Annotated in this window: 19 protein-coding genes and 1 pseudogene; 13 read left to right on the forward strand and 7 right to left on the reverse strand. The window is 60.7% G+C overall.

What is annotated here, in order from left to right:
* Nucleotides 1-170: 170 nt before the first annotated feature.
* Entirely contained in the window at nucleotides 171-1,382 is a 1,212-nt protein-coding gene (locus tag J2Y56_RS26155; RefSeq protein ID WP_310353584.1) for a YbfB/YjiJ family MFS transporter, read from the reverse strand.
* Nucleotides 1,383-1,495: 113 nt separating this feature from the next.
* Here J2Y56_RS26155 and J2Y56_RS26160 point away from each other — a divergent pair, with 113 nt between their 5' ends.
* Nucleotides 1,496-2,371, forward strand: coding sequence for a LysR family transcriptional regulator (locus tag J2Y56_RS26160; RefSeq protein WP_310353588.1), 876 nt, complete (start codon nucleotides 1,496-1,498; stop codon nucleotides 2,369-2,371).
* 98 nt (nucleotides 2,372-2,469) lie between these two features.
* Here the strand turns inward: J2Y56_RS26160 and J2Y56_RS26165 are convergent, their stop codons facing one another.
* Nucleotides 2,470-3,192 carry a pirin family protein gene (locus tag J2Y56_RS26165; RefSeq protein WP_007947050.1) on the reverse strand — a complete coding sequence of 241 codons (723 nt, stop codon included), beginning with the start codon at nucleotides 3,190-3,192 and terminating at the stop codon, nucleotides 2,470-2,472.
* 343 nt (nucleotides 3,193-3,535) lie between these two features.
* Between J2Y56_RS26165 and J2Y56_RS26170 the strand changes: the two genes are divergently transcribed.
* Together J2Y56_RS26170 and J2Y56_RS26175 are read left to right on the forward strand one after the other, a co-directional pair.
* On the forward strand, nucleotides 3,536-4,486 hold the full coding sequence (locus J2Y56_RS26170; RefSeq protein ID WP_007947049.1) for a GlxA family transcriptional regulator: 951 nt from the start codon (nucleotides 3,536-3,538) through the stop codon (nucleotides 4,484-4,486).
* Between the two features lie 185 nt (nucleotides 4,487-4,671).
* On the forward strand, nucleotides 4,672-6,156 hold the full coding sequence (locus tag J2Y56_RS26175; RefSeq protein ID WP_310353594.1) for a winged helix-turn-helix domain-containing protein: 1,485 nt from the start codon (nucleotides 4,672-4,674) through the stop codon (nucleotides 6,154-6,156).
* Here J2Y56_RS26175 and J2Y56_RS26180 read toward each other — a convergent pair.
* The gene (locus J2Y56_RS26180; protein ID WP_310353596.1) at nucleotides 6,121-8,925 is read right to left on the reverse strand and encodes a winged helix-turn-helix domain-containing protein; all 2,805 of its coding nucleotides are present in this window, start codon (nucleotides 8,923-8,925) and stop codon (nucleotides 6,121-6,123) included. The two genes, J2Y56_RS26175 and J2Y56_RS26180, sit on opposite strands and share 36 nt — an antisense overlap.
* A 354-nt stretch (nucleotides 8,926-9,279) precedes the next feature.
* On the opposite strand from J2Y56_RS26180, the gene J2Y56_RS26185 reads away from it, so the two are divergent.
* The gene (locus J2Y56_RS26185; protein ID WP_310353598.1) at nucleotides 9,280-9,855 is read left to right on the forward strand and encodes a flavodoxin family protein; all 576 of its coding nucleotides are present in this window, start codon (nucleotides 9,280-9,282) and stop codon (nucleotides 9,853-9,855) included.
* Between the two features lie 32 nt (nucleotides 9,856-9,887).
* Nucleotides 9,888-10,712, forward strand: a complete 825-nt coding sequence (locus J2Y56_RS26190; protein WP_007947045.1) for an alpha/beta fold hydrolase — start codon at nucleotides 9,888-9,890, stop codon at nucleotides 10,710-10,712.
* A gap of 317 nt (nucleotides 10,713-11,029) precedes the next feature.
* Here the strand turns inward: J2Y56_RS26190 and J2Y56_RS26195 are convergent, their stop codons facing one another.
* Nucleotides 11,030-11,470 (reverse strand): helix-turn-helix domain-containing protein, encoded by a 441-nt coding sequence (locus J2Y56_RS26195; RefSeq protein WP_007947044.1) that lies wholly within the window; start codon nucleotides 11,468-11,470, stop codon nucleotides 11,030-11,032.
* 237 nt (nucleotides 11,471-11,707) lie between these two features.
* Here J2Y56_RS26195 and J2Y56_RS26200 point away from each other — a divergent pair, with 237 nt between their 5' ends.
* The 7 genes and pseudogenes from J2Y56_RS26200 to J2Y56_RS26235 all read left to right on the forward strand — a co-directional run bounded on the left by J2Y56_RS26200 (nucleotide 11,708) and on the right by J2Y56_RS26235 (nucleotide 18,260).
* On the forward strand, nucleotides 11,708-12,628 hold the full coding sequence (locus J2Y56_RS26200; RefSeq protein ID WP_007947039.1) for a LysR family transcriptional regulator: 921 nt from the start codon (nucleotides 11,708-11,710) through the stop codon (nucleotides 12,626-12,628).
* A 594-nt stretch (nucleotides 12,629-13,222) separates the two neighbouring features.
* Nucleotides 13,223-13,522, forward strand: a complete 300-nt coding sequence (locus J2Y56_RS26210; protein WP_007947038.1) for a DUF6124 family protein — start codon at nucleotides 13,223-13,225, stop codon at nucleotides 13,520-13,522.
* A 197-nt stretch (nucleotides 13,523-13,719) separates the two neighbouring features.
* A pseudogene (locus tag J2Y56_RS26215) lies at nucleotides 13,720-13,899 on the forward strand (LysR family transcriptional regulator); the annotation flags it as partial.
* Nucleotides 13,900-13,930: 31 nt separating this feature from the next.
* On the forward strand, nucleotides 13,931-14,524 hold the full coding sequence (locus J2Y56_RS26220) for an antibiotic biosynthesis monooxygenase (protein ID WP_007947036.1): 594 nt from the start codon (nucleotides 13,931-13,933) through the stop codon (nucleotides 14,522-14,524).
* Nucleotides 14,521-16,359, forward strand: coding sequence for an amidohydrolase (locus J2Y56_RS26225; RefSeq protein ID WP_310353602.1), 1,839 nt, complete (start codon nucleotides 14,521-14,523; stop codon nucleotides 16,357-16,359). Before J2Y56_RS26220 ends, J2Y56_RS26225 begins: the two co-directional genes overlap by 4 nt.
* Before the next feature lie 70 nt (nucleotides 16,360-16,429).
* Nucleotides 16,430-17,056 (forward strand): isochorismate family cysteine hydrolase YcaC, encoded by a 627-nt coding sequence (ycaC, locus tag J2Y56_RS26230; RefSeq protein ID WP_007947033.1) that lies wholly within the window; start codon nucleotides 16,430-16,432, stop codon nucleotides 17,054-17,056.
* A gap of 307 nt (nucleotides 17,057-17,363) precedes the next feature.
* Entirely contained in the window at nucleotides 17,364-18,260 is an 897-nt protein-coding gene (locus J2Y56_RS26235; RefSeq protein WP_310353606.1) for a LysR family transcriptional regulator, read from the forward strand.
* A gap of 140 nt (nucleotides 18,261-18,400) precedes the next feature.
* On the opposite strand, the gene J2Y56_RS26240 is transcribed toward J2Y56_RS26235, so the two are convergent.
* From J2Y56_RS26240 to gspG, 3 genes are all read right to left on the reverse strand, one after another.
* A complete protein-coding gene (locus J2Y56_RS26240) occupies nucleotides 18,401-19,207 on the reverse strand; it encodes a hypothetical protein (protein WP_310353608.1) in 807 nt (268 codons plus the stop codon).
* A gap of 151 nt (nucleotides 19,208-19,358) precedes the next feature.
* Nucleotides 19,359-20,546, reverse strand: coding sequence for a type II secretion system F family protein (locus J2Y56_RS26245; protein ID WP_310353610.1), 1,188 nt, complete (start codon nucleotides 20,544-20,546; stop codon nucleotides 19,359-19,361).
* Nucleotides 20,547-20,558: 12 nt separating this feature from the next.
* Nucleotides 20,559-20,993, reverse strand: coding sequence for a type II secretion system major pseudopilin GspG (gene gspG, locus J2Y56_RS26250; protein ID WP_007949549.1), 435 nt, complete (start codon nucleotides 20,991-20,993; stop codon nucleotides 20,559-20,561).
* 205 nt (nucleotides 20,994-21,198) lie between these two features.
* On the opposite strand from gspG, the gene J2Y56_RS26255 reads away from it, so the two are divergent.
* Entirely contained in the window at nucleotides 21,199-21,807 is a 609-nt protein-coding gene (locus J2Y56_RS26255; RefSeq protein WP_310353615.1) for a transglycosylase SLT domain-containing protein, read from the forward strand.
* Nucleotides 21,808-21,852 lie beyond the last annotated feature (45 nt).

The raw sequence follows: 21,852 nt of genomic DNA on the forward strand, positions 1-21,852 counted from the left end.
TAGATGAAAGCAAGCCAAACACGGCATCAAAAACAGTATTGCAGAAAAGGGGGTAACCATAGATGTGGGAGCCAGCCTGCTGGCGATGGGGCCATAGCTGCCAAAGCTGATCTTACTGGAGCCCGATCAATCCACCTTCAACACAATCTTCCCAATAAGGTGGCGCTGATTCAGTTCAATGCGGGCATCAAACCATCACGACGGCTCAGCAAACGCATGCCCTGTTCCAGCAGCAGCGCAACCACAATTGCACCGGCCGCGATGACAAACAACAAAGCGTGATGACCGCCGCTAGCATTGAACAGCGCCGAATAGGCAAACCCGGCGAGGGCCTGAAACGTTGCAAACGAAACCGTCGCGCGACTCCAGGCCACTTGCTGCTGGTGATGTTGCGGGATCAGTTCGTGAACCCGTGCCAGCGCCAAGGGGACGATGCCCGGCGGGAACGAGCCGAGCAGCACCGCCAGCAAGGCCAGCGCCGTAAAAGAACTTGAGATCGCCAACAGGCCAACGGCAATTGCCTGTATCACCAGCACCACGCGAATACTGACCTTCGCGCCGAGTTGGTCCGCCAGAAACCCATAACTGACCGGCCCGATAATCGCGCCAAGGCCGTACATCACCCAAATCAGCGCGCCGACGTGCTGCCCGGCACCGAGCCCGCGGGCCACGTAATCCACCAGGAACACCATCGCAGGCACCAGCCCTGCGGCCATGAATGCGTATTGAGCGAACAGCAGGTAAACCCGTGGATCAGTGGCCGTCTTCGGCTCTGCGACTGCTGGCGTAGCGGCAGCGTGGTGCGTCTCTGACGGCCAGCCAAACCAACTGGCGGCGGTGAGAACCAAAGATAGAAGACCAAGGCCGAACCAGGTTTGTTGCAAGCCAAGGCTCAGCAACGGCGGAACAATCGTCCCCGAACCGGCAATGCCCAAGCCAATACCGAGGAAAATCGCGCCACTGGCCAATCCTCTGCGCGCCGCCGGTACATGTGGCAGTACCGTCGCGGCCACCAGCACCATGATCGCGCCACCGGCAATGCCCGACAGCAGGCGCCAGCCGAAGAACCAGCTCACTGAAAAGGGAAAGCCACAGGCGAAGAACGACAAGGTCACGGCAAACATCATCAGTCGCAGCGCGGCTTTGTTGGAGGTGCGCTGCGCGACGGGGCGGCCGATCAGGGCGCCAATCAGATAGCCGACCAGGTTGGCGGCACCGAGGTACACCACGTCGCTGGCGGAAAACCAGTGCGCCTGAATCAACGATGGAATCAATGGCGTGTACGCAAACCGCGCCAGGCCAATGCTGACGAGGCTGGCGCTGAGGCCGGCAAAGATTGGCAGCCAGATCGCGCTGCGCGAGGTAGTCGATGAGCTGTGCATGAGAAGGCTCCTGTGAGGTTGACACTGGCCTTCAGCCTATCGTGAGTGTCCAATGCATTAACGCAGCGATTTTGCGCTATGGTGATGCGTATATGCATCACTGAGGGAGCCGCATGAATTGGGATGACGCACGGGTATTCCTGGCGGTTTGCCGAGAGTCGACACTGCGCGGCGCAGCGCGGGTGCTGGGGGTTGATCAAGCGACTGTGGGCCGGCGCATCACGGCGCTGGAAAAGTCGTTGAGTGCGACGTTGTTTCTGCGCACCTCCGAAGGCTACGCACTCACCGCCGTCGGCGAAGCGGCGCTGGCGGCGGTGGAAAAAATGGAGCGCTCGGCACTGGAACTGCAGCGGCAGATCCAAGGGCTGGACGACCGGTTGACCGGGCTCGTTCGGGTCAGCACCACTGACTCCATGGCCATCGATTTCCTGATCCCGGCCATTGCGCGCCTGCATCAGCAGCACCCCGACGTGCGCGTGCAACTGGACGCCTCGACGCAGATTCTCAGCCTGGCCAAACGCGAAGCCGACATCGCCGTGCGCAATACCCGGCCGGATAACCCGGACCTGATCGCGCGCCGAATCGCCCGCTGGCCGGTGGGTCTTTTTGCGTCTCAGGCGTATGTCGACGCACACGGTGTACCGGCGCCGGGTTCGGCGTTTGAGGGGCATGATCTGGTGATGTATCAGCCGTACCTGCAAAGCCACAAGGACATGACACTGGTGTCGGAACCGTTGACGCGCGGGCGGATTGTGTCGAGCCTGAGCTCCGGCCTGCTGGTGCGTCGATCCATTGCCGCGGGCATCGGGCTTGGGGAAATTCCGGTATACATGGGGGAGAGGGACGGACTGGTCAGGCTCTGGCCGGAACGCACGCGACCGTTGCCCTATGACGTCTGGCTGGTGACCCACGCCGACTTGCGGCACACCGCGCGGGTGCGGGCGGTGATTGATGAAATTGTCGCGGTGTTTTCCGGGACGGGTGAGTGACGGCGAAAAGCTCGCAGCCTCGTTTCACTCGACAGCTGCAGGTGTACGCAAAACCCTGTAGCAGCTGCCGAGTGAAACGAGGCTGCGAGCTCTTGATCTTATGGCATCTCAGGCAGTTCTTGCGGGCGCAAATCGAACACAAGTACTTCAGCATCCACACCGTTGCTCAACGTCAGCACTTGCTCATCACGAACCCGCACGCCGTCACCTTCCTGCAACTGCACACCATTGAGTTCGACGCTGCCTCGGGCCACGTGCACATAGGCATAACGATTGGCGGCCAGTTCCAGCGCGGCGCTTTCCTTGCCGTCGATCAGCGCGGCGTACACCCGTGCATCCTGGCGCACCTTCAGCGAACCCTTGTCGCCGTCGGGGGAGATGATCAGTTGCAGACGCCCGCGTTTCTTTTGCGTGCTGAAGTGCTCCTGCTGATAGCGCGGTTTGGCGCCGCTCACCTCTGGCACGATCCAGATTTGCAGAAAGTGCACGGGCCGTGTCGCCGAGTGGTTGTACTCGCTGTGGGCCACGCCACTGCCGGCGCTCATCAACTGCACGTCACCGGGGCGGATCACCGAACCGGTGCCCAGCGTGTCCTTGTGTTCCAGCGCACCGTCGAGCACGTAGGAGAAAATCTCCATGTCGCGGTGCGGGTGCTGGCCGAAACCTTTACCGGCGGCCACGCGGTCATCGTTGATCACCAACAGGTCGGAAAAACCCTGCTCTTTCGGGTTGCGGTAGTTGGCGAAGGAAAAGGTATGGAACGACTTCAACCAACCGTGATTGGCCGCGCCGCGATCAGAGGCTTTGCGAAGGGTCAGCATGATGAAATCTCCTGTGGGGACGTTGATTCGTCCGAGTGAGGAGAAGGTTAATGATTACTCGTGGATGCAATAAGTAGGTGAAAATTGAAACACTGTCTGTTTAGGGTTGACGATTGTGTGCGGGTGATCACGTATTCTTATCCGACGCTGATGCCATGATTGCCCATAATGCACAGCACCCTTTTAATGCCGGGTACATTCCCCCCTGTGGGAGCGAGCCTGCTCGCGAAGGCGGTGTCACATTCAGCACTGCTGGTGACTGACAGACCGCTTTCGCGAGCAGGCTCGCTTGGATTGGTTTTCAGCCGATGGAACTTCCTTTGACTTCAGTGATTATTAATCCATGAAAACCATCGCTATGGTGCTGTTTCCGGACTTTCTCCTGCTCGACATGGCCGGTCCCATGGAAGTGTTTTCCATCGCCAACCGATACCTGTCCCCGGCTGATCACTACGTACTCACGACCATCGGCACCGAGCTTGACGCGTTGCGTGCGTCCAACGGCGTCAGGGTTCAGGCCGATCTGCACATTGATCAGGCGATTGAAGCTTACGACCTGCTGCTGGTGCCGGGCGGTCCCGGTGCCTATAACGAAAAACACCCGCCGTTGCTCGACTGGCTCAAGGGCGCTGTGGATCGCACCAGGCATTATGGTTCGATCTGCACCGGCGCCTTTTTGTTGGGGCACGCCGGTTTGCTCGACGGTTATCGCGTGACCACTCACTGGCATTACACCGAACGGTTGATCAAAGCCTTTCCCAAGGCCACGGTGCAGACCGATCAGATTTATGTGCAGGACCGCAATCTCATCACCTCCGGCGGCGTAACCGCCGGCATCGACTTGGCGCTGGCGGTGGTCGCCGAAGACCATGGCAAAAAAGTCGCGCAGGATGTAGCCAAAGTGCTGCTGGTGGTGATGAAACGCCAGGGCGGCCAGGCGCAATTCAGCCCGTTGATGGCCGCGGTCGCTCCCCATGAAACCCCGATCACCCGGCTGCAAAACTATGTGCTCGAACATCTGGACGAAGCGTTCAGCATTGAACGCATGGCCGGTCTGGCAACCATGAGTGCACGGCACTTCACCCGGGTCTTTGCCCGGGAAGTGAACATGACGCCCATGGAGTTTTTGCAAAACGCACGCATCGACCGCGCCAGGAGCCTGCTGGAAACCAGTGATGTGCCGCTCAAGACCGTGGCCTTCAAAAGTGGCTTCGGCAGTGTGCGGCACATGCGTTTTCTATTCAGTGAAAAGCTCGGCCTGACCCCCAGCCAATACCGTGAACAGTTCAGCTAGCCCGTTGTGTCCGTTGCACGCACCGTGATGGCCGGCACGCTCCCTTCGTGGCCGTTGAACCGTCACTGAGGTCTGCCAAGATACCCGTGAACTCTTTGCAATGGAGGTGCGGGAGCCTGGAGGGCGAGTGCGAAGGATGTTTGCGACACTTTGCGCCGGACCAGGTTTTCAGCACGCGAACGTGCATGAACAGTCTCACACGTATACACAGCGAAGCGGTGCTGCGTTTTGGCCCCTACGCGTTTCACCAGCGGCAACGTCTGATCCTGGAAGGTGATCGGCCGCTGCGCATGGGCGGGCGGGCACTGGACATTTTGCAGGTGCTGGTCGAGCGTGCCGGGACGGTGGTCAGCAAGGACGAATTGATAGCCCTGGTCTGGCCGACGTCGGTGGTCGAAGAAATCAACCTGCGCGTACACATCGCTGCGCTACGCCGCGCCTTGGGCGATGGGCACAACGGTCAGCGCTACATCGTCAACATTCCTCAATGCGGGTACAGCTTTGTTGCCCCGGTACAGCACCTGCCGGCGGGCGGGCCTGTGTCGATCCAGATGCTTCCAAAAACTCCACACAACCTGCCTGCCCGACTCACGCCGGTGATCGGCCGTGACGCGATTGTCGGCAGTCTGGTCCGGCAATTGCCGGTGCGACGTCTGATGACGCTGGTCGGGCCCGGCGGGATCGGCAAGACTACGGTGGCGTTGCGCGTGGCCGAACTGTTGTTGCAGCACTATCACGACGGTGTCTGGCGGGTTGATCTGGGGGCGATTGATGATCCCGCGCTAGTGCTTGACCACCTGAGGCGCACCCTCGAACTGGACCTCGGGATGCCCCTCGATGGATGGGCACAACGCCATGCGTTACTGGTACTCGACAACTGCGAGCACCTGCTTGAGCGTTGCCGGGCATTAGTCGAAAGCCTGTTGATCGCGGCGCCCCGGTTGTCGATTCTGGTCTCCAGTCGCGAGCCTCTGCTGGCCGCGGGGGAAACTGTCGTGCGTTTACCGCCACTGGTGGTCCCGCCCGCTTGCGAACTGCAAAGTGTTGCGCAAGTCATGGGGTATTCGGCGGTGCAACTGTTCGTCAGTCGCGCCCGTGCCCGTCAACAAGGCTTTGCTCTGCGTGAACAGGACCTCATGGCCGTGGGTGAAGTCTGCCGCAGGCTCGATGGTTTGCCGTTGGCCATTGAATTGGCCGCCGCGCAAATCGACGCGTTGGCGCTGGTGGGGTTGCAAGCCCAACTCGATAACTGTTTTCAACTGCTGACCCTGGGGCGGCGCACCGCCGTCCCTCGGCATCAAACCTTGAAAGCCGCGCTGGACTGGAGCTATGAACGGCTGAGCCCGATAGAGCAGACGGTATTGCAGCACCTGGCGGTGTTCCAAAAGGCCTTCACCCTGGACACCGCCATCGACGTGATGAGCAGCGCGGTGCTGCTGCCTGATCGCGTGAGGAACGCGGTGGAACGCCTGGCGCTCAAATCACTGTTATCGCTGGAGCAGGGTAGCGGTGTGAGCCGGTATCGTTTCCTCAACACCACCCGCACCTATGCCCTGGAAAAACTCGAACACAATGGGGCGTTGCGCGATGTTGAAAGGCGTTATGCCCGCTATATCAGCCGCGCGAGCTCCACGTCAGGCGGGCAGGTGGCATTGCAACTCGTCGAGTGACCGGCGGACTTTCATCAAGTCCGGTGTGGTAAAGCCTTCGGTGAACCGCTGGTAGAGCGGCGCCAGCAACTCATGGGCTTGCTGATAGAGGCCCTGACGTTTCCAAAGCTGTGCAAGTGTCGTGGCGCTGCGCAATTCCCAGGCGAGGGCGCCTTGGCTTCTTGCCACGTTCAGCGCCCTGATCAGCACGGCCTCGGCCGCCTGGTTTTGCAGCGGGCAATCCTTTGCCAGCAGCGTGTTCGCCCTGGCCCGCAGGATTTCCGCCGTGCTCCAGCCTGCGGTGCCTGTATCCGCTCGATGCAGCAAGGCCTCATCGACGAAATCGTTGTCCAGCGTGACCATGATGTCCTTGATCAACCCGGACCCAGATGAAGCTGGCAATCGCGCTTGCGCCGGCTCGATCACCTGCGCGTAGTGGCGCGCCCAGGTGTAGAACAGCAGCACAGAATGCTTTTGCGCTTGCTCCAGCAGCAGGCGCAGCAGCTCGCGCGCGCTGCGGGTGTCGCCGTTGTAATGGGCGATCAGGCAGCCGGCCAGGGCCAGGGTGTAGCAGATCGAGGTGCCATGGTTGATCTGGATCGCGATGTCCAGCGCTTGCCGTGCCGTGCGCCAGGCTTGCTCCGGTTGGCCCTGCAACCACAAGATGCGCGCCAGAATCGTAAGAGCGGCCACGCTCTGATCGTATTGCACGCCAAAACCGTGGGTGAAGCGGTTGAGGTGGCCGCTCTGGGCCATGCGCCGAATCACTTGTCGGGCATCCGCCCCTGCTTGTTCCTGATTCCCGGCAAAGTGCAGGGCCAGCACCCGTAAGCGGTGAGTGCTCAGCGACAGCACGGCATCGTCTTGTGCACCCAACCGGTCGAATTGCTGGCTCTGCTCCAGCGCCATTTGATAGTTGCCGCAACTGAGGTTGACCGCCATGTGCCCGGACACCGCCCGCAGTTGACCGACCACGTCTCTGCACTGTCTGGCCAGGTTTCTGGCGCTGACAAAGGCTTCGATGGTTTCCTGCGTGCCACCCTGGGCGTGGTAACAGGAGCTGCCGAGGGCGAGCTTCAGGGCCATTTTCAGCTGAAGGCAGGGGGCGGACGTCTCATCGAGCAACGTCAGGGCCTTGCGCACATACACGCCGTGTTCCTTGAGCAGCGACAGCTCCTGCCACAGCGGCGCCGACGTTGCGGTCAGGCGTATAGCCAGTGCTTGCTGCCCGTGTCCGTTCAAGCCCCAATCGAGCGCCGCGCGAATGTCTTCCAGGCCACGGGCATAACGCTCGATCCACGCACTGGTGGGTATGTGCTCCCAGTCATTGCGGGCCTGATTCATCAAGGCCAGGCAGCGTTCAGCATGGCGGGTTTGCGTGTCCGCCAAGTCGGTGGACTGGCCGAGTTTATCAAGGGCATAGCTGCGTGTGGTGTCGAGCAGGCGATAGAACACCTCTTCATCGCCCACTTCCACGTTGAGCAGCGACTTGGCCACCAATTGGGTGACCGCACCAAACACCTTGTCGGGGTCGATGTGTTCACCGACGATCACGGCGGCGGCCGACTCCAGGGTGAATCCGCCCCTGAACACGCCCAAGCGGCGCAGGCAGTTTTGCTCGCAGTCCGTCAGCAGTTCAAAGCTCCAGTCGAGCGTGGCGCGAAGAGTCTGGTGTCGGCCCAACGCCGGCTGACGCCCTTGAGTAAGCAGGCGAAAACTGCCTTGCAACTGTTCCAGCAGTCCACTCAAACCAAAGTTGCGGACTTGCGCGGCGGCGAGCTCGATGGCCAGCGGAATCCCGTCCAGTCGATGGCAAATGTCGATCAACAGTGGTAGTTCTTCATCGCTCAATTCAAAGCTGTCGTGACTGGCCATCGCCCGCTCGACAAACAATTGCAGCGCCGAAAACGTCATGGCCTGAGCGCGGTCCAGCACAGCGATGGGCGGGGGGCAATCCAGCGCTTCAAGGCGCTGGACGAATTCGCCTTCGGCCCGCAGGCTCTCGCGGCTGGTGGTCAGAATGTGCACGTGCGGCGCGCCCCGCAGGATGCCTTCGCAGAGCAGGGCAATGGCGTCGAGCAGGTGCTCGCAATTGTCGATCACCAGCAGCATCTGCCGGTCGCGCAGGTAGGCAGCGAGTTCGCTCATGGGTTCGCCGTCGTGCAGGGACAAATCCAGCAGCGTTGCCAAATGCGTGGTGACCATCAACGGATCATTGATCGGTGCCAGGTCCAGCAGGCGAATGCCGTCCCGGTAGCGCCCGATCAGTTGCTCGGCCACGCGCAGGGCCACGGTGGTCTTGCCGATGCCACCGGGGCCGACGAGGGTGATGAAACGCTGGCGTGCCAGTTGCGTCACCAGCGTGTCGACCAGGGACTGGCGACCGATCAGGCGAGTACCGCGCACGGGCAGGTTATGACCGTCGGGCACTGGCGCTTCGGTGTCGGGGTGTTGCTCGATCCGTTCCAGCGAGTAGGGCGCGACAAAGCTATAGCCGCGCTGCGCGACGGTGACGATGTAGCGCTGGCCGGCCTGACCATCGCCGAGGGCTTTGCGCAACGCCGCCATGTGCACCCGCAGGTTGATGTCTTCCACCACGCTTTTGGGCCAGACCTGTGCGATCAGTTGCTGTTTGCTGACCACCTGCCCAGCGTGCTCCAGCAGAATCAACAGGATGTCCATGGCCCGTCGGCCCAGGCGCAGGGGCTGGTCAGCCTCCATCACCAGACGTTGTCCGGGGTAGACCCGGTAGGGGCCGAAATGCACAGCCTGCTCGGGAGAAAGGGTCAACGGGGCACTCCAGCTTGCATCCATCCGGGACGGGTTTTTCGAACATATTCCGCAGGTTTTTTGATCAGCGCAATCCGGGTGACCGGCAATTGGGGGTGGTTGCTGCGACTGCCTGTACCGGGTAAACGCAGCCTGTGCCGTGTTTACGGTAGCAAAGACAGCGTTATGGTTTTTGGCGCGCCATGGAAAATTAACAACGTTTAACTCGTCTTGCGTCTGGTCTGCGCCCAAAACTCTGTTCTTCAACGTCCACCGGTAATCGTAATGCGATTCCTGTGGGAGCGTGCCGGCTCCGGGCGGCGTTCCCACATAGATTGCAGTAAAGCAGGGATTCATGGTCATGAGGACGCCGGAATGAGCAACGTGGTGGTGGTCTATCACAGCGGCTACGGGCACACCCGGGTCATGGCGCAGGCCGTCGCCCAAGGGGTGGAACGGCACTTGGGCAGCACCTGCCAATTGATTCCGGTTGAAGAAGTGGAAGACCACTGGGACCGATTGCACCGCGCCGACGCGATCATCTTTGGTGCGCCGACCTACATGGGCAGCGCCTCGGCACCCTTCAAAGCATTCATGGAAGCCACTGCGGCGTTTTACCTGGCCCAACCCTGGCGCGACAAGTTGGCAGCCGGGTTCACCAACTCCGGCAGCCTGTGCGGCGACAAACTCAACACCTTGCTGCAGCTGGCGGTGTTCGCCGCCCAACACTCAATGATCTGGGTCGGCCTCGACGTGCTGCCGGCTCGCTCCGGTAACGGCGTGTTCGATGGGCAGATGAATCGCCTGGGCAGCTCGCTGGGTGCCATGTCCCAGTCAAATGTCGAACAACCTCCCGAATTGGCACCGCCGCCGGAAGACCGCTGCACCGCCGCGCATCTGGGCGAGCGGGTGGCCCGGCTGGCCGAACGCATGAGCCACTCACCGCTTTGATTCACCCCCAACCTTCGCTAAGGAGATATCGCATGAGTACGTTCACCACCCGAGACGGCACCGAGATTTACTACAAGGACTGGGGCACCGGTCAGCCCATCGTCTTCAGCCATGGCTGGCCGTTGAATGCCGACAGCTGGGAAGCGCAGATGATCTTCCTGGCCTCCAAAGGCTACCGCGTCATCGCCCATGACCGTCGTGGGCACGGGCGCTCCAGCCAGCCGTGGGCCGGCAATGACATGGACACCTACGCCGACGATCTGGCGCAGTTGATCGAGTTGCTGGACCTGCAAAACGCCGTGCTGTTCGGCTTCTCCACCGGTGGTGGCGAAGTGGCGCGCTACATCGGTCGCCATGGCACTGGCCGCGTGGCCAAGGCCGGGCTGATCTCGGCGGTGCCGCCGCTGATGCTCAGGACCGAAGCCAACCCCGGCGGTCTGCCCATCGAAGTGTTCGATGGCATCCGCCAGGCGTCACTGGTCGACCGCTCGCAGCTGTACATCGACCTCGCCAGCGGGCCGTTCTTCGGCTTCAACAAACCGGACGCCAAACCCTCTCAAGGCATGATCGACTGGTTCTGGGTGCAAGGCATGGCCGCCGGCCACAAAAACGCCTACGACTGCATCAAGGCGTTCTCCGAAACCGACTTCACCGAAGACCTGAAGAAGTTCGACATCCCCACCCTGGTGGTGCATGGCGACGCCGATCAGGTGGTGCCGATTGAAGCGGCAGGCATTGCCTCGGCAGCATTGGTCAAAGGTTCGACGCTCAAGATCTACCCGGGCGCCCCCCATGGCCTGACCGATACCCACAAGGATCAGCTCAACGCTGATTTGCTGGCATTCCTCAAGGGTTAACCCACGCTGCTACAGGCGCCCCGGCCCCTGTAGCAGCTGTCGAGCCCCGGCGAGGCTGCGTTCGGCGGCGAAGCAGCCGTAAACCCTGCACACGCGGCCTTTCTGAAACACCGCGTCGCCTGATTTCACGACTGCTTCGCAGCCGGACGCAGCCTCGCGGTGCTCGACAGCTGCAAGTCCCCTCAACTATCTCTGACTCACCACCCTCCCTGTAGCAGCTGACGAGCAACGCGAGGCTGCGACTGGGATTTGCCTGACAAAACGCGATTGCCCGGTGAGGTTCAAGACGGTATTTACCCGGCGTGCAGCGTGGGGCGTTATTGCGCGTGAAGTTGAGCGGAGCAGGCAGCGTGGTGGGGGTGTGACCGCACCGTACGGCAGCGCCAGGCAAACGGATTGATGCCTTCGCTACGGGTGAAGATGTGACAGAAGTGCGCTTGATCGCAGAAGCCGCATTCGAGGCTGATTTGCGTCAGTGTCAGGTCGGTGTTCTGGATCAGCTGCTTGGCTCGGGCAATCCGCTGGTGACGAATCCAGTCCTGGGGCGAGTAACCGGTGCTGCACTTGAACGCACGGGAAAAATGACTGCGCGAGAGGGCGCAAGCCCGTGCCAGTTCAGTCACCTCAACGGTTTCATCGAGACCGTCGAGGATCAGTTGTTTCGCCAGTCTTTCGCGCCACGGGGTCAAGCCGCCAGTGGCCTTCTTTGGCGATTCAGTGACTGCCGCGATGGCAGCGTTTTGCTGAGAATGGGCCATGGCAAATATCCGTGTCGGTGAGCTTCATTCTTCGTCGCGGGGCGTTGGCGGGCGAGTTAAACGTTGTTAATTCCGTCCGTGCGCAACACCGCAAAAGGCGCAAACTCAGCACATTTCTGCTATTTTTCGGGCGCGGTACTTGCACGATCGACGTCATCCGGTGGCGTTGCGCGTGATCGCTGATCGAGTAAAGTCCACCGCTTCATGCCTGGCTCAACACACAAGGGAACCGTGCCTATGAACCGTAACGATCTGCGCCGCGTCGACATGAACCTGCTGGTGATTTTCGAGGCCCTGATGTTCGAAAAGAACCTGACCCGCGTCGCGGAAAAACTGTTCATGGGCCAGCCGGCGGTGAGTGCGGCGTTGGGGCGGTTGCGCGATTTGTTCGATGATCCGCTGTTGCTGCGCAACGGGCGCGGCATGGAGCCGACCGGGCGGGCGCTGGCGATTCTCAAGGAATTGCAGCCGGCGATGGACGTGATCTCCGGCGCGGTCAGTCGCGCCAAGGAATTCGAGCCGGCCACCAGTTGCGATGTGTTTCGAATCGGGCTGTCGGACGATGCCGAGTTCGGTTTGTTTCCGCCGTTATTGCGCCAACTGCAAGAAGAGGCACCGGGGATTGTGGTCGTTGTGCGCCGCGCCAACTACCTGCTGATGCCGGCGTTGCTGGCCTCCGGGGAAATCTCCGTGGGCGTCAGCTACACCACCGACCTGCCGGCCAACGCCAAGCGCAAAAAACTGCGGGACATTCCCTGCAAAGTGCTTCGCGGGGACAAGCGACCGGGCACGCTCACCCTGGATGAATATTGCGAACGGCCTCACGCCATGGTGTCGTTCTCTGGCGACTTGAGCGGCAACATCGATCACGACCTGGCCAAGCTCGGTCGCTGCCGCCGCGTGGTGCTGGGCGTGCCGCAGTTCAGCGGCTTGCGCGCGTTGCTCGCCGGCACCGAAATGATCGCCACCGTGCCGGACTACGCCGCGTGCGCGTTGGTGGAAGGCTGTGGGTTGCGGGCTGAAGATCCGCCGTTCCCCATTGATGCGGCGCAGCTTTCGATGGCGTGGAGCGGGGTGCACGACAACGACCCGGCAGAGCGCTGGTTGCGCTCGCGCATCAGCGAGTTCATGTCCGCGCCTTTGCCGATTCCGGCCTGAACGCGGCGGCCTCCCGGACTGACAAAATTCCACCTGGCATACACCGGCCCCTGTGGGAGCGGGCTTGCTCGCGAATGCGGTACGTCATTCAGCATTGATGTTGGCTGACACACCGCATTCGCGAGCAAGCCCGCTCCCACAGGGGATCTTCGCAGGTCTTTGGCTGCGTGCTCATCCAAAAAAACTGCACATCCATCCAATTTCCCCAGACATTCACCGAACCATTGTGTGCGGATCCGAAGGCTGTGTTTAATCGTGTTTAGCGTTACTTCCTGAAAGCTACAACGCCTTGCGCCGTTGCCTACGACTACGCCAGAATCCGCCGGCTTGTGTGCTTTGAAGCTGATCTTTATCGTTTCCCTATCGCTGCCAATCAGCGATCGGGTATAGCGACCCGGACTATTCAAAGTGCATCAGTGCTCCTGACTTCGTTGCAGACTTTTGTCGTCTGCAATTACGTTATGGCGGCTGTATGCGGGAGGCCCCAGGGTCTGCCGGGTTGCCTTTGACCGGTTCGCTAACCTGCATACAGTTGCCACCCTTACTTGTTTAGCGACAAGTTCTGGTGGCCCGATTTTCCAAAGGAGATTCACCATGTTCAAAGCCACACCCAATCCCCCGGAATCCGACAACGTTTCCCCCTGCGATCGCCTCAATCCCAAGCTTCTCCCACCGCACAAGCCCAGCACCATTTACCTCATCGCCCCCGGTGTCGACACCGAAACCCTATTGGTCAATGCCTGCGAATCCCTGGCCTCGGCCAGCGTCATGGCCAGCGATTTCGCCGGGCTGATGGAAGGGCCGCATCGCAACACGATGCTCGGTATTCAACAGAACATCATGTTGGCTGAGCTGGCAGTGAATCGGGCACTGGATATTGTTGATCCGCAGTAACGTTGTCCGTTGAAAAAAAACGGCCTCAGCGAGGCCGTTTTTTTGTGCCTGGCAAAAACCTTCCAGCAACGAAGATGAATCCCGGAGCATCCACAAAAAGAGCACACCCATCCAATTTTCCCCGTCCCCACCCCGGCACTATCGAATGATGTCCCGGCACCTCGCTGCCGGTGGTTTTTCATTTGTGCAGGTTGCCCATGAACGCTTCGCGACGGGATGAGCGGGTCCAGGATTTTGCGCTCTTGTTTTTGCGGGTCAGCAGCAGTTTGTTCCCGCTGTGGATGCGCGGTTTGCCGAAGCTGCTTAACTACAGCGCTCAACTGCCAGTCATCAAAGACCCTTTCCACCTGGGCGCGAACGTCACGCTGACGCAGGCGTTCACTGTCCGATTCGCCGGAGCGCTACGGTATGCCTGAGTCCAATCGTTTTGAGGAAGTCGTGACCCTGGTCATCAAGCACCGGGTGAAGGCGGGCTTTGAAGTGCCTTACGAAGCCTGGCTGCGCAACATTGTCAGCATCGCCGGGCAGCAGGAGGGGCACTTGGGTGTCGACGTGATGCGCGGTAAAAACGCCGGCCTCGACCTGTACACCTGTGTATTGCGCTTTTGCACCACGGATGCGATGCAGCGCTGGCTTGATTCGCCACAGCGACAGGAATTGGTCCGCGAAGCCACGCCGATGCTTGCTGACGGCGACCAGACCGAGGTTAACCCGGTCAAGGAATTCTGGTTCGCGCCGCAAACCGACACCGAGTCGCCACCGCCTCCGCGTTGGAAACAGGCCGTGGTGACGCTGTTGGTGATTCTGCCGCACACCTTGCTGGTGCCACTGATCTGGGGGCCGCTGCTGCAGCTCAATGCCTTCCTCTCCAATTACGTAGTGGCGACATTCCTGATCACGCTAACCATTGTGGTGTCGGTGGTGTACCTGTTCATGCCGATGGCGACGCGCCTGTTCGCGCCCTGGTTATCTCCGTCCATTCAGCCCAAGGAAACGCGATGAACGCCGACCTGATTCTATTCAATGGCCAATTTCATACCGTTGACCGTGAAAATCCGCTCGCCAGTGCCGTTGCCATCCGCGACGGTCGTTTTGTTGCGGTCGGTACCGATGCCGAGGCCATGGCCCTGCGCGGGCCGGGTACGCAGGTCATCGACCTCAAGGGCCGCTGCGTCATCCCTGGTCTCAACGACTCGCACTTGCACCTGATCCGTGGCGGTTTGAATTACAACCTCGAACTGCGTTGGGAAGGCGTACCGTCGCTGGCCGACGCCTTGCGCATGCTCAAGGAGCAGGCCGACCGCACGCCGACGCCACAATGGGTGCGGGTGGTCGGTGGCTGGAACGAATTCCAGTTCGCCGAAAAGCGCATGCCGACCCTCGAAGAACTGAACCAGGCCGCGCCGGACACGCCGGTGTTTGTCCTGCATTTGTACGACCGCGCCTTGCTCAACCGTGCCGCGTTGCGCGTGGCGGGGTACACCCGCACAACGCCGAACCCGCCGGGTGGCGAGATTGTGCGCGATGCCAACGGTGAGCCGACCGGCATGCTGGTCGCGCGGCCCAACGCGATGATTTTGTACTCGACGCTGGCCAAGGGGCCGAAGTTGCCGCTGGAGTATCAGGTCAACTCGACCCGCCAATTCATGCGCGAACTCAACCGTCTGGGCCTGACCAGCGCCATCGATGCCGGCGGTGGTTTCCAGAATTACCCGGACGATTATCAGGTGATCGAGCAACTGGCCAAGGACCAGCAACTGACCATTCGCATCGCCTACAACCTGTTCACCCAGAAGCCGAAAGAAGAACTCGCCGACTTCAAGAACTGGACCAGCAGCGTGACCCTGCATCAGGGCGACGATTTCCTGCGGCACAACGGTGCCGGGGAAATGCTGGTGTTCTCGGCGGCGGATTTCGAGGACTTCCTTGAACCGCGCCCGGACCTGCCACATAGCATGGAAGACGAGCTGGAACCGGTGGTGCGCCACTTGGTGGAACAGCGCTGGCCGTTCCGTTTGCACGCCACCTATAACGAATCGATCAGTCGCATGCTCGACGTGTTCGAGAAGGTCAATCGCGACATCCCGTTCAACGGCCTGCCGTGGTTTTTCGACCACGCCGAAACCATCACCCCGCAGAACATCGAGCGGGTGAGGGCGTTGGGCGGCGGAATCGCGATTCAGGACCGGATGGCGTTTCAGGGTGAGTATTTTGTCGAGCGCTACGGCGCCAAAGCCGCTGAAGCGACACCGCCGATCAAGCGCATGTTGGCCGAAGGCGTACCAGTCGGCGCCGGCACCGACGCCACGCGAGTGTCCAGCTACAATCCATGGACTTCGCTGTACTGGATGGTCAGCGGCCGGACCGTGGGCGGGCTTGAGCTGCACGCCGAGGGCCTGTCCCGGCAGACCGCGCTGGAGCTGTTCACCCACGGCAGCGCCTGGTTTTCTTCCGAGCAAGGCAAGAAAGGCATGATCAAGGTCGGCCAATTGGCGGACGTTGCGGCGCTTAGCGCGGATTTTTTCAGCGTCGACGAAGAAGCGATCAAGTGGATCGAGTCGGTGTTGACGGTGGTTGGCGGCAAGGTGGTGTATGCCGCCGGCGACTTCGAAAAACTTGGGCCGGCGAGTGTGCCGGTGTTGCCGGACTGGTCGCCGGTGGTGAAAGTGCCCGGCCACTGGCGTCCGGATTCGCCGATGCAGGCGCAGGTTCACCATTGCAGCGGACCCTGTGGCGTTCATTCACATAGCCATGAAAAGGCCCGTTTGTCGAACGCCCCGGTCAGCGATTTTGCCGGTTTCTGGGGCGCCTTTGGCTGCTCGTGCTTCGCGTTCTGACGATCAAATAAAAAGCGCCGGCCGTGTTGGCCGACGCCCTGAGCGATAAACATCCACCGAGGAGTTTCACATGAGCAACGTTCCGTACAAACGCCTGAACAAAGACGATGCCGTTGTCCTGTTGGTTGACCACCAGACCGGCCTGATCTCACTGGTACAGGATTTCTCACCCAACGAATTCAAGAACAACGTGCTGGCCCTCGCGGACCTGGCAAAATTCTTCAAACTGCCGACCATCCTCACCACCAGCTTCGAAAACGGCCCGAACGGCCCGATGGTGCCGGAGCTCAAAGAACTGTTCCCGGACGCGCCCTACATCCCGCGTCCAGGCCAGATAAACGCTTGGGACAACGAGGACTTCGTCAACGCCGTTAAAGCCACGGGCCGCAAGCAGTTGATCATCGCCGGCGTGGTGACTGATGTTTGCGTGACTTTCCCGACACTGTCGGCGCTGGCGGAAGGGTTTGAAGTGTTCGTCGTCACCGACGCCTCGGGCACCTTCAACGAAACCGTGCAGCAAGCCGCCTGGGCGCGTATGTCGGCGGCCGGTGCACAACTGGTGAACTGGTTCTCAGTGGCCTGCGAACTGCAAGGTGACTGGCGTAACGACATGGAAGGCCTGGCGAACCTGTTGTCGCCGCGCATTCCGAACTACCGCAATTTGATGAACAGCTATTCGGCGCTGACGTCGAAGTAAGCCCTGTTGCAATGAAAGATGCCCGCCCATGTGCGGGCATTTTTTGTCTGTAGCAACTGCCGAGCCCACGTCCAGCTCCTGTAGCAGCAGTCGAGCAGCGCGAGGCTGCGTTCGGCTGCGTAGCAGTCGTGAGTTCAAACATTGCGGTGTGTCAGACAAAACTCGCACTCAGGTTTTACGACTGCTCCGCAGCCGAACGCAGCCTCGCGCTGCTCGACAGCTGCTACAGGAGCCGGGCGTAGGATCAATAGGGTGCCGATAAGCGAAAGCGGCTATAAAGTGTTTGTCTGTCAACCAGAGTGTGACAATGAACCCGTTCGAAGACATGCGTATTTTTTGCCAGGTCATGGACTCCGGCAGCTTCACCGCTGCGGCTGATCATTTGGGGTTGTCCAAGCAGTTCGTCAGCCGGCGTTTGATGCAGCTCGAAGAGCGCCTGGGTGTGCGCTTGCTCAATCGCTCGACGCGGCGGCTGGACGCCACGCCGCTGGGGCACAGTTATTACGAGTCAGCCTTGCGCCTGCTGGGTGAAGTCGAGCAAGTGGAGCAGGGCATTGCCGGGCAGACCACCGAGCCAAGGGGCACTATTCGCATCAGCGCACCGTTGTCCTTTGCGGTGGCGCACTTGGGTTGCCTCCTGCCGGTGTTCTTGCAGCGTTATCGCGATGTCACCGTGGAAGTGGACCTCAGCGATCGGCCGGTGGACTTGCTGGGTGAGGGCTACGACCTGGCGTTGCGCATCGGCATTCTGGAGGACTCGACGCTGATCGCCCGGCGCATCGCGTCGATCCAGCGTGTGTACTGCGCCAGCCCGACTTACCTGGCCGAGCGCGGTACGCCGCTCAAACCCGAAGACCTGCACAGCCATGACTGTCTGCCTTATGGCCACAGTCGTCAGGTGCAATGGCGGTTCGACGGGCAGGGCAAACCGCTGACCGTCAATGTCACGGGCAGGATGCGGGTCAACAACGGTGAGTTGCTCAAGGACGCGGCGATTGCCGGGATGGGGATTACGTACTTGCCAACGTTTATCGTCGGTGCCGCCTTGAAGGATGGCAGGCTGGTGCCGGTGCTGGATGCGTTTCGGCCTGAGCCATTGACGTTGTCGGCGGTGTATCCGCAGCACCGTCAGAGTTCGCGCCCGGTGCAGGCGTTGATCGAGTTTTTGCGCGAGCGCCTGGATCAGGCTGAGGATGTGCTCTAAGCCTCACACACAACCCCTGTGGAAGCGAGCCTGCTCGCGATGGCTCAGTGTCAGACAACATCGATGTTGAATGACCCATGGCTATCGCGAGCAGGCTCACTCCCACAGGGGATTTGCGGGGTTGCTGTGTTTAGCGGTTATCAGCTCCTCTTGTCATCGCCAACTTCGCCATTGGCATGTACACCACGGTCGTCGCCGACTTCGCCGTTGGCATGTACGCCACGGTCGTCACCGACTTCGCCATTGGCGTGTACACCACGGTCATCGCCCAATTCACCGGAGCGATGAACACCATTGTCGTGGGCCGCTTCACTGGAGCGATGAACGCCATTTTGGTTGTGGGACACTTCACTGGAGCGAAGAGCGCCATTTCTGTTGTGGGAAACTTCACCGGAGCGATGGACGCCATTGTCGTGGGCCACTTCACCGGAACGATGAACGCCATGATCGTCGCCCGGTTCGGCGTGCGTGCCACTGCGCCCGGAGTTGGAGGAGGCTGTGTTGCCGGAATGGCTCGAACCATGGTCGCTACTACTATGGCCGCTGCCGCTATTACCGCCGCTGCCACTGTTGCCGCCACTGCCGCTTCCACCGTGACTGCCGCCGCCACCGCTTCCACCACTGCCGCCGCTGTTGCCGCCACCACCGTGACTGCCACCGCCGCCGCCACCACCACCGCTGCCGCCGCCGCCACCACCGCTGCCGCCATTGCCGCCGCCGCCACCGCTGCCGCCACCGCCATTGCCGCCGCCGCCACCGCTGCCGCCACCGCCATTGCCGCCACCGCCACTACCGCCACCGCCACTACCGCCACCCCCTCCGCCGCCACTGCCACCATCCTTGGCCTGAGCGGTCGACATACTGGACAGACTGTCCGGTATCAATACGGTGGACGCCGACAAGACCGCGCCAATAGCTACTGCTAGTAAAAGCTTGTTGATGTGCATGTCGTTCTCCGTCTTCTTGTTCAGGGTTGGAACGTAGATGAACACTGCAACGTGCTACCCGATTCAGTAGAAGAACACCTCAGCGTTCTGATTTATTCAGTTTTATCGTGGATAAAAAGTGCAACGCACCGCTAAACCCCGTTCCAGAGCCTTAGTGAATGCTTGAGGCGAGCTCGAAAATCGGCATGTACATCAGGATCACGATGACCCCGATCAACAGGCCGATGAAGGTCATGAGCAGCGGTTCGAACAGCCGTACAAACCATTCGAGCCAGCGACTGATTTCTTCGTCGTAGAAGTCGGCGCTGCGCTCCATCATTTGCCCGAGGTTGCCGGACTGCTCGCCAGCGCGCAGTAAGCGCAGCGAAACCGGGGTCACCAGGTGATTGAGTTCAAGCGCGGCCGATAGTGATTGACCCTCGCGCACCCGTTCGCAGGCTTCGTCCAGTCGTGTGCGGGACGCCACGGTGAGCAGGCCACGCACCATGCCCATGGCCGTGACAAGGGGGATGCCGCCTTGCAGCAAAATTCCCAGCGAGCGATAGAAGCGCGCCAGTTCATACATGAAGATGCGTTGATGGATCGCCGGGACTTTTTCAATCAGGCGATCCAGACCCCGGCGGAAGGCCGGTTGGCGTTGAAGGAAGGTGAGGGCGACGATGATCGCCAGCAACCCGCCGAAGAATTCGCCCTGATGCGCATGGAGGAACATCCCGCTGGTCATCAGGACTTGCGATAGCCACGGCAGGTTCGAGCCCAGACCTTCGAACACCAGGCTGAAACGCGGCACCACGTAACCCATCAAAAACAACACCACGCCACCGCCCACCACCAGCAACAGCAGGGGGTAGATCGACGCGCTGACGATTTTTTGCCGGACCTCGTCCATGCGCTGGCGATAGCTGACATAGCGACCGAGGGCTTCGCCCACCGCACCCGTTTTTTCACTGGACTGCACCAACGCAACGTACAACGGCGGGAAAACCGCCGACAGCTGGCCCAAGGCCTGGGAAAACGATTTGCCCTCGTAAAGCAAGCGCACCAGCTCACTCAAGGTTTTGCGGGCCTGGGGCGCGGATTCTTTTTCGGCCAGGCTTTCCAGCGCATCGATCAACGGCAGGCCCGCATTGAGCAATGTGGTCAGTTCCTGGCTGAACAACACCAGGTTGAAGGTCTCACGCTTTTGCAGACGCAAGGCACGCCAATGGCGATCGGCATGCAGGCTGACCACCCGCATACCCTGGTCTTCGATGATGCGCCGGGCTTCGCTGTGGCCGGGGGCCTCGACAGTCATCGAGACCACACCGGCCTTGCCCACGGCTTTGAGATGAAAGCGCATGGTTTTCCCCCGTCATTGCCAACTGGTGACTTCGGCGTTTTCGCCTTCGCCGCCGGGCTGACCGTCCTTGCCCATGGACAGTAAGTCGTACTCACCGTTTTCGCCGGGATAGCGGTAGTTGTAGTTACGGCCCCATGGGTCCTGGGGCAATTTTTTCTGCAAGTAAGGGCCAGTCCAGCGGGTTTCGTCGCTCGGCGCGGTGACCAGCGCCTGCAAGCCCTGTTCGGTCGACGGGTAGTGGCCGACCTCCAGGCGATACAGATCCAGTGCCTTGGCCAGGCCTTCGATTTGCGCCTTGGCGACTTTGACTTCGGAACGGCCCAGTTGGGCGAAATACTTCGGCGCGACGATACCGGCCAACAGCCCCAGCACCACCAGCACCACCAACAGTTCGAGCAGGGTGAACCCGCGTTGAGTACGCCGGGCACAACACAGACGTTGATTCATGATGACCTCACACAATCGGCAGAAGGGTCGCAGTAAAGGCTTATGCAATTGCCATGCTCAGCGATGCTTAGTCATGTGCAACCTTGCGGACCTCCCGTGCCATGGGCCTTAAGGCTTACGGCACAGTGCTTGCGTATGGCTGTTTCACGATCGGCCATTGGGGCAATACCCCCATTTTTTGGGGCCGGCCAGGGGAGGAAGAACAATGAAAATACTCACCACTGGATTACTCGCATGTTTGCTGCTGACCAACGTTGCACAGGCCGATGTATTCGTTTCCGTGGACGCCAAGGGCAGCTATGTACTGTCCAATGTCCACCGTCCCGGCCGCACCTATGAACGGGTCATTCGCGAACCCGCCGCAGCGGTCGTCAGCCTCGATCAGCAGCCCCAGATGATCGCCGCGCAGCCCTATGCCGAACTGGTCTCGGCGGCCGCCACCGCCAATGAAGTGCCGGCGGCGCTGTTGCATGCGGTCATTCGCGCCGAGTCCCGTTACAACGCCGACGCGACGTCCCCCAAGGGCGCTGGCGGGCTGATGCAATTGATGCCCGACACCGCGCGGGAGATGGGCGTCAAGGATGTCTACGATCCCAAGTCCAACATCCAGGGCGGCGCCAAATACCTCAAGCGCCTGCTGACCCTGTTCGACAACGACATTGCCCTCGCGGTGGCGGCCTACAACGCCGGGCCGCAAGCCGTACTCAGCCGCGGCGGGGTAATCCCGCCATTCGCCGAAACACAGCGCTACGTGCCGGATGTTCTACGCCAATACCGCCGCTTGCAGGGCCTGGCCGTGGATGCGCCGTTGTAATCGAAAACCGCGTTCCCGCATCCCCCAATAGTGGGGAAAGATTGC

The sequence above is a fragment of the Pseudomonas sp. BE134 genome (assembly GCF_031456105.1).
GTDB lineage: Bacteria > Pseudomonadota > Gammaproteobacteria > Pseudomonadales > Pseudomonadaceae > Aquipseudomonas.

Bases quoted from the DNA above. Each gene is read 5' to 3' on its own strand.
- J2Y56_RS26155 (WP_310353584.1), bottom strand. From the start codon at position 1,382: ATGCACAGCTCATCGACTACCTCGCGCAGCGCGATCTGGCTGCCAATC.
- J2Y56_RS26160 (WP_310353588.1), top strand. From the start codon at position 1,496: ATGAATTGGGATGACGCACGGGTATTCCTGGCGGTTTGCCGAGAGTCG.
- J2Y56_RS26165 (WP_007947050.1), bottom strand. From the start codon at position 3,192: ATGCTGACCCTTCGCAAAGCCTCTGATCGCGGCGCGGCCAATCACGGT.
- J2Y56_RS26170 (WP_007947049.1), top strand. From the start codon at position 3,536: ATGAAAACCATCGCTATGGTGCTGTTTCCGGACTTTCTCCTGCTCGAC.
- J2Y56_RS26175 (WP_310353594.1), top strand. From the start codon at position 4,672: ATGAACAGTCTCACACGTATACACAGCGAAGCGGTGCTGCGTTTTGGC.
- J2Y56_RS26185 (WP_310353598.1), top strand. From the start codon at position 9,280: ATGAGCAACGTGGTGGTGGTCTATCACAGCGGCTACGGGCACACCCGG.
- J2Y56_RS26190 (WP_007947045.1), top strand. From the start codon at position 9,888: ATGAGTACGTTCACCACCCGAGACGGCACCGAGATTTACTACAAGGAC.
- J2Y56_RS26195 (WP_007947044.1), bottom strand. From the start codon at position 11,470: ATGGCCCATTCTCAGCAAAACGCTGCCATCGCGGCAGTCACTGAATCG.
- J2Y56_RS26200 (WP_007947039.1), top strand. From the start codon at position 11,708: ATGAACCGTAACGATCTGCGCCGCGTCGACATGAACCTGCTGGTGATT.
- J2Y56_RS26210 (WP_007947038.1), top strand. From the start codon at position 13,223: ATGTTCAAAGCCACACCCAATCCCCCGGAATCCGACAACGTTTCCCCC.
- J2Y56_RS26220 (WP_007947036.1), top strand. From the start codon at position 13,931: ATGCCTGAGTCCAATCGTTTTGAGGAAGTCGTGACCCTGGTCATCAAG.
- J2Y56_RS26225 (WP_310353602.1), top strand. From the start codon at position 14,521: ATGAACGCCGACCTGATTCTATTCAATGGCCAATTTCATACCGTTGAC.
- ycaC (WP_007947033.1), top strand. From the start codon at position 16,430: ATGAGCAACGTTCCGTACAAACGCCTGAACAAAGACGATGCCGTTGTC.
- J2Y56_RS26235 (WP_310353606.1), top strand. From the start codon at position 17,364: ATGAACCCGTTCGAAGACATGCGTATTTTTTGCCAGGTCATGGACTCC.
- J2Y56_RS26240 (WP_310353608.1), bottom strand. From the start codon at position 19,207: ATGCACATCAACAAGCTTTTACTAGCAGTAGCTATTGGCGCGGTCTTG.
- J2Y56_RS26245 (WP_310353610.1), bottom strand. From the start codon at position 20,546: ATGCGCTTTCATCTCAAAGCCGTGGGCAAGGCCGGTGTGGTCTCGATG.
- gspG (WP_007949549.1), bottom strand. From the start codon at position 20,993: ATGAATCAACGTCTGTGTTGTGCCCGGCGTACTCAACGCGGGTTCACC.
- J2Y56_RS26255 (WP_310353615.1), top strand. From the start codon at position 21,199: ATGAAAATACTCACCACTGGATTACTCGCATGTTTGCTGCTGACCAAC.